Here is a 5,967-nt window from a genome sequence, read left to right as displayed (position 1 = left end):
GGCAGGGCATGGCCCTGCACAACCACGGGATTATAAAACCCACTGAGCGGTTTTTGCGGTGTCGATGTTGCGATTGAGGGGCGCCAGGTCTGGGCTGTGCCCGGTTTCATGGGACGGGGCTGCTAGAATGGCAGCCGCTGCGCCCGTAGCTCAATGGATAGAGTACTGCCCTCCGAAGGCAGGGGTTGCTGGTTCGATCCCAGTCGGGCGCGCCACTGTTGTGGCCTGGGGCAAACACCCCGCACAGCCCCCTCAAAGGCTGAGTCGTTGTGAGGCTTGCGACAGACCTTGGAAGATGCTGCCGGCCAACGACAGCGGAAACCCTTCTGGCAGCCTGCGTCTGACCGCATCAATGACCTCAGGCGTGCGCGCCACAAGCTCATCCAGCAGCGCATCCACAGGGCGGCCATCCACCGTCACCACCCCGTGTCGGGCCCCCAGGGCCACCCAATGTCGCCGCTGGATGTCGTTCATCTTCCAGTGCGCGTTCTTGCCTCGCACCGCCATGGCCAGCTTGACCTTGAATGGCGAGATCTGGTTGGGACCTGGCCCCAGGATGGGGTAGGCCGAGATCACGTCGTACAGCGGCGTGAGCTGAAAGCGCCCACCGGGCCGGATGAACAGGCTGAAGTTCTTGGCATGCCCGTCGGGTGCGCACAGCATCCAGAACAGCACCTGTGCCATGAAGAAGGTGCGTTTGTCGTGCTCGGGTGTCATGGAGCCCGCCAGCACCGACATGATGCGGTCGATGCCTGGGCCCCCCTGGGCTTCGTACTTCAGATCTGGGGCGGTTGCGGTGGCCTGGCACAGGTCTTCCTGCGGTAGGCGGATGAGGTGTCGCTGGCCATCAGGCGCTGTCCACCACATGCGGTCAAAGCGCTCAACAGCCAGTGCCTTCACGTCTTCGAATTGCACGGGCTCGCACGTGGCCACCGGCAGGCCGTAAGCGGCAAGGATCTGCGCGCACAGCCATTCGTTCTCAACCGACTCGCGCAGGTTCAGGCCCATGCCCCCGACCAGGCCCAGTGGGAGCTTGAGGATGTGGGTGGTGGCCGTGGCGCCTTGCGGCATGCACCATTGGCCGTCCAGTTGCAGCAGGGCGGTTTTTTCTTGTGCGCCGGCGATCGAGATGCGCAAGTCGCCGTCTTCCATGAAGCCCGGTGCTGTGGCGGCCGTGGCGTGCCGCAAGACATCGGCCACTTCGGTGTAGCTCAGTGGCCGTGCTTGCCGTGAGACGGTGCTTGGGCTGACACCGTCAGGCAGGATCTGGAGTGCGCCGACGCAGTCCTGGCCCGCTTGCGCCAGCAGATCGAATGGCGCTGTCGATGCGGCTTGGTAACGGCGGGCCAGACGCGCACGGATGTCCGGGCTGTCGGGCAGCAGGTTGTCGAAGTAGTGGCGCACGCGCTCGCCCCGGTGTGGGGCGTTGGTGGGCGTGAAGGGCAGCGACAGGGACAAGGGGCGGCCTTCACGGCTTTGCACCCAGTTCGGGTCGTATTGCAGGGTGTCTGGGCTGTGCGGTGCCATGCGCCAGGTGCCCACGCGGACACCGTTCATCCACAGGCCCAAGGTTTGGGTATGAGAGCGTCTTCCCATGGCGCGGCCTCACCAGGCCGGACCGTCGTCTGCGGCGGGCTCTGCAGCCCGGACGTCGGTTTGGGGTGCGGACTTGGCCTGCAGCAACCACTCCACGCCCAGCAGGTTCAGGAGTTGAAGCAAGCGCTCGGCGCTGACCTTGCTGGCATTGCGCTCCAGCGCGGAATAGGTCTGCTGGGTGACCCCCAGGCGCAGCGCGGTTTCGGCTTGCGTCAAGCCAGCGGCTTTGCGAAACGCTTGAAGCAAAGCTGGCAATTGGTCTGGCGTGCGAACTGGGAACGCTTGCATACAGGTCAAGGTTTGTATCTTGGTTGTACGCATTATTGGCTGTAAACCAACTGTACGCAACAATGGCTGTATTTGTGACTAACAGCGTCTGACATGTTTCCATGCGATCCAGCGCGGACTGTGGGCGTGTGCGCATCTTCTCGGCGTATTGCACGAGGTCATCGAACGCGATGCGGCGATGGGTGCCCACCATCCGGTCGGCCATGATGCATCGCTGTGCAGCGCGGGCCATCTCTGCGTCTTGGGCAGACATGACCGGGGGCATGATCTCTCCGCAGCACCCCCACCAGGCGCTGCAACAGATGTGTGGCAGTGTGTCAATGGTGGACTCAATGACCCCGTGGGTGCGGTAACGCACATTGGACATGGACTGAACTGTCTACACTGATGAAATCAGTGCGGAGTACGGCGTCTTGCCAGTCTGCGAATCCCAGGGAGCAAGAGATGCCAGAACCCCGAGCCAATCGGTTGCTTGCGGCATTACCCCAAGCCGAGTGGCTACGCTGGGCTCCCAGGCTGGAGCGGGTGGTGATGCCACTGGGCTCGGCCATCTATGAGTCGGGCGGCAAGCTCAACCATGTGTACTTCCCCACCGAGGGCATCGTGTCCTTGCTGTATGTGACCGAAGATGGCTCATCGTCCGAGCTGGCCGTGGTGGGCAATGAAGGGGTGGTGGGCATCGCGCTGTTCATGGGGGGCGGCACCACCGTCAACCGCGCCGTGGTCCAGAGCGCCAGCGTGGGGTATCGGCTGAGTGCGCACACCATGTTGGGAGAGTTCGAGCACTCCAGTGCGGTGACGCACCTGCTGCTGCGCTATACCCAGGCCTTGATCACGCAGATGGCCCAGACGGCGGTGTGCAATCGTCACCATACGCTGGACAAGCAGTTGTGTCGCTGGCTTTTGCTGAGCCTGGATCGGCTGCCAGGCCTGGAGATCGTGATGACACAGGAGTTGATCGCCAACATGCTGGGCGTGCGCCGTGAAGGCGTGACCGAGGCGGCCTTGAAGCTGCAGAAGGCCGGCCTGATCAGCTACACCCGAGGCCGCATCACCGTGCTGGACCGCCCCGGACTGGAAGAGCGTGTCTGCGAGTGTTATGCCGTGGTCAAGCGCGAGTATGAGCGCCTGCTGCCCGCACCGGCCTTCGAACCCCACGTGAACGTTCCTCTCTACGCGTCGCCGATCCACGTGGTGCGCTAGGCCACCGCGCTGCCGGCGGCATGCCGGCAGCGCTGAAGTGGGTCATTCCTGGCCGAAGCGGACTTTGGCGGCATTCACGCAACTGGACTTGGCATCACCCGAGAGCGCATCGCATTTCTCGACGGCCACGGCGTGATCGGCGTCGCGCTTGTCTTGCGCGGCGTCCTTGCGCGATGCACGGATGTCCTTGCCCATCTTGGCATCAGCCAGGGCCTTGTCCCGCACGGCCTGGGCTTCCTTGACGCAGACATCCTTGGCATTGCCGGCCTGGTCGTCGCACTTCTCTCGTGCCACGTCATAGGCAGCCTCGGCCTGGGCCACCCACAGCTTGTTGCGGTCGCTGGCTTTGCTGCTGTAGGCGTACTGCTGTTCTGCCAGGGCCACTTTCTCCTTGGCCTGTGCCTCTTCGATGCAGATGTCCTTGGCGTTGCCGGCCTGCGTCGAGCAGGCGGCCTTGTCCACCTTGTAGGTGGCACTGATGCGGGCCTTGGCAGCCCGATGATCCGCCTGCGATGTGGAGGCGGCGTGGGTCGCCGACATCGACAGGCAGCACAGGGCGGCCGCGATGAGGGCCGAGTGGTGTGTGGAGGGCTTGTTCATGTGTTTCCTTCGGGGTGGGGGGGGAGGTGATGGCAGGGACTCAAAGCCGCCCCATCAGGATCAGTACGACGACGATGATGAGGACCAGCCCCAGGCCACCGCTGGGACCGTAGCCCCATTGGCGGCTGTGCGGCCAGGACGGTATGGCGCCGATCAACAAGAGGATCAAGATGATCAACAAGATGGTGCCCAGGCCCATGAGTCGCTCCTTTATGCAGTCAGTGACGGAGTGCCAACTGGCATCTCCGCTCATGTCGCGCGATGACATGAGCGTTCAGACTAGGGCGATGTGGGGGCCATGTCGGTGCGATAGCGCACCGACCGGCGTGGCGCTGTCTCGCTGTCAGCGAGACGACGGAGACGCGCTCTTGTCCATGAGGGCGATCATGATGTGGGTGCTGGCCGGATCCAGGCGCGCGGATGCATGAACGGGCCGAGGCGTGTGGTCCGGGGCGGTCAGGGTCAGCAGGCAGGTGCCCATGTCATGGCCCTGGTTCAGGTGGGTGAGCATCGTGTGAAGGTCGTGGGCGCTGTCGGCCGACAGGAACTCGCTCAGTGCGCGACCTCGCAAGGCTTCTGGGGGCATGCCCAGTCGCTGTTGCCCTGTCTGGTTGAGCTCGATGATCCGTGTGTCGCGATCCACGGTGAAGCAGGACACCGGGGCGAGGTCGTGCCGGTGGGTCCATTGCGCCAGTTCGGCTTCCAGGCTGGCTTGCGCGTTGCGCATGGCCTCGGCCTGCAGCTCCAGCTCGACTTGATGGACCTGCAGCTCATGCAGCAGCGCCAGTGCATCCGCCGCCGTCTCGGGCGAGGAGGCCAAGGTGTGCAGCACACCCAGTGCTGCCGAGGCATCACCCGCGGGCGTGTGGGTGCTGCGTGCAAGCAGGGCCTGTGCTTGCGAGCGCAAGGCCGAGGGGCTCATCGAGTCAGGAACCTGGGGATGCATGGCCAACCTTTGCGCTCAGGCGAAACTGCCTGCTGATGGGACTCTACCCCTTGCGCAGCCGGGACTCCAGCTCTTTCGCACTGGTGATGTCCACAAAGGTCAGCACCACGCCCTGGATCATGTTGGACAGGGTGCGATAGGGCATGATGCGGATGGAGAGCCAGCGCCCGTCGGTGGTGGGGATCTGCTTTTCGCAGGAGCTCAGGGTGCGCAAGGTTTCCTTGGCGTCGTTGTTCAGCTCGGGATAGGTCAGCTTGCTGGCCAGATCGCTCAGGGGCCTGCCGATGTCGCCGTCTCGCAATTGAAAGATGCGGGTGGCCTGTTCGGTGAAACGGCGCACATTCAGGTCGTCATCCAGGAACAAGGTCGCGATGTCTGTGCTGTTGAGCAGGTTCTGCATGTCGCTTTGCGCCAGGGCGAGGTCGTCGAGCTTGGTCTGCAGTTCGCCATTGATGGTCTGCAGCTCTTCGTTCATGGACTGGGCCTCCTCCTTGGAGGTGGTCAACTCCTCGTTGGCCGATTGCAGCTCTTCATTGGCCGATTGCAGCGCTTCGTTGGCGGCTTGCAGTTCTTCCTTGGACGATTGCATTTCCCGGCGCAGGGCCTGGATCTCTTCATGCGCGCGATCCAGTTCATCGGCCATGGCCGTGTCCACCGACGGGCCGACGACGCCGGATCGGCGGCGTTTGGCGGCGGTCGGGTTCCGAACCTCACGAAAGACGACCATGACCATGCCGTTCAGGGCCTTGGGTTCACGCACGGCTTGGACCGTTACGTGGAGCGTGGTGTGGGGTTCATCGTCGATCCGCAGGCCATGCAGTTCGATGGGTTTGGGCTCTTGCAGGGCTTGCCTCAGGGCCACCGCCAGTTGTGTGCGGATGCCAGGGCGGGCCATGACGTGGATGTTCCAGTTGGCCTTGCCGGCCGCAGGCTCCAGATAGCGCCCGGTGCGCCCGCTGATGTAGAGGATGTCGCCATCGGGGTTGACCAGGACGGCGGGGGGCGAGTAGGCCTGCAGCAGGACCTGATCGGCCCGGGCCTGCAGGTTGTTCGGTGGGGAGGGGGTGGTCGACACAGCGGTCTCCTGGCTGTTCGTGCGAGACGAAGCGTGACGATTGATGGGGAAGTCCACGGCCACTGCGCTCAAGGCGTGCTCGTTGCGCAGGTAGAGCCGGATCTTGGGGTTGAGCGGGGTGAACAGGGATTGGGCACGCCCCACGGTTTCGGACCCGCCCAGCAGCATGATGCCGCCCGGGCGCAGGCTGTAGTGAAAGAGCGGCAGCAGCCGGTGCTGCAAGGTGGCGTTGAAGTAGATCAGCACATTGCGGCACGAC

Annotated in this window: 7 protein-coding genes and 1 tRNA gene; 2 read left to right on the top strand and 6 right to left on the bottom strand. The window is 63.8% G+C overall.

Annotation, left to right across the window (positions count from 1 at the left end; all coding sequences use genetic code 11):
* Positions 1-139 precede the first annotated feature (139 nt).
* Positions 140-215, top strand: a tRNA-Arg gene (locus VFW84_RS05975).
* Positions 216-252: 37 nt separating this feature from the next.
* Here the strand turns inward: VFW84_RS05975 and VFW84_RS05970 are convergent.
* Both VFW84_RS05970 and VFW84_RS05965 read right to left on the bottom strand, forming a co-directional pair.
* Positions 253-1,596, bottom strand: coding sequence for a type II toxin-antitoxin system HipA family toxin (locus VFW84_RS05970; protein WP_329679526.1), 1,344 nt, complete (start codon positions 1,594-1,596; stop codon positions 253-255).
* A 9-nt stretch (positions 1,597-1,605) separates the two neighbouring features.
* Positions 1,606-1,884, bottom strand: a complete 279-nt coding sequence (locus VFW84_RS05965; RefSeq protein ID WP_329679525.1) for a helix-turn-helix transcriptional regulator — start codon at positions 1,882-1,884, stop codon at positions 1,606-1,608.
* A 444-nt stretch (positions 1,885-2,328) separates the two neighbouring features.
* Between VFW84_RS05965 and VFW84_RS05960 the strand changes: the two genes are divergently transcribed.
* Positions 2,329-3,087 carry a Crp/Fnr family transcriptional regulator gene (locus tag VFW84_RS05960; protein WP_329679524.1) on the top strand — a complete coding sequence of 253 codons (759 nt, stop codon included), beginning with the start codon at positions 2,329-2,331 and terminating at the stop codon, positions 3,085-3,087.
* 42 nt (positions 3,088-3,129) lie between these two features.
* Here VFW84_RS05960 and VFW84_RS05955 read toward each other — a convergent pair whose 3' ends face one another.
* The 4 genes from VFW84_RS05955 to VFW84_RS05940 form a co-directional block, all read right to left on the bottom strand.
* Positions 3,130-3,687 (bottom strand): hypothetical protein, encoded by a 558-nt coding sequence (locus tag VFW84_RS05955; protein WP_329679523.1) that lies wholly within the window; start codon positions 3,685-3,687, stop codon positions 3,130-3,132.
* Between the two features lie 40 nt (positions 3,688-3,727).
* A complete protein-coding gene (locus VFW84_RS05950) occupies positions 3,728-3,886 on the bottom strand; it encodes a DUF3309 family protein (RefSeq protein WP_329679522.1) in 159 nt (52 codons plus the stop codon).
* A 144-nt stretch (positions 3,887-4,030) separates the two neighbouring features.
* The gene (locus tag VFW84_RS05945; protein WP_329679521.1) at positions 4,031-4,633 is read right to left on the bottom strand and encodes a PAS domain-containing protein; all 603 of its coding nucleotides are present in this window, start codon (positions 4,631-4,633) and stop codon (positions 4,031-4,033) included.
* A 43-nt stretch (positions 4,634-4,676) separates the two neighbouring features.
* Positions 4,677-5,967 (bottom strand): PAS domain-containing protein (locus VFW84_RS05940; RefSeq protein WP_329679520.1); only part of this gene is annotated, 1,291 nt, incomplete at its 5' end.

The sequence above is a fragment of the Aquabacterium sp. genome (assembly GCF_036279655.1).
Taxonomy (GTDB): Bacteria; Pseudomonadota; Gammaproteobacteria; order Burkholderiales; family Burkholderiaceae_C; genus Aquabacterium.
Note: the sequence above shows the minus strand (reverse complement) of the source record. Positions and strands in the feature narration are given on the sequence as shown.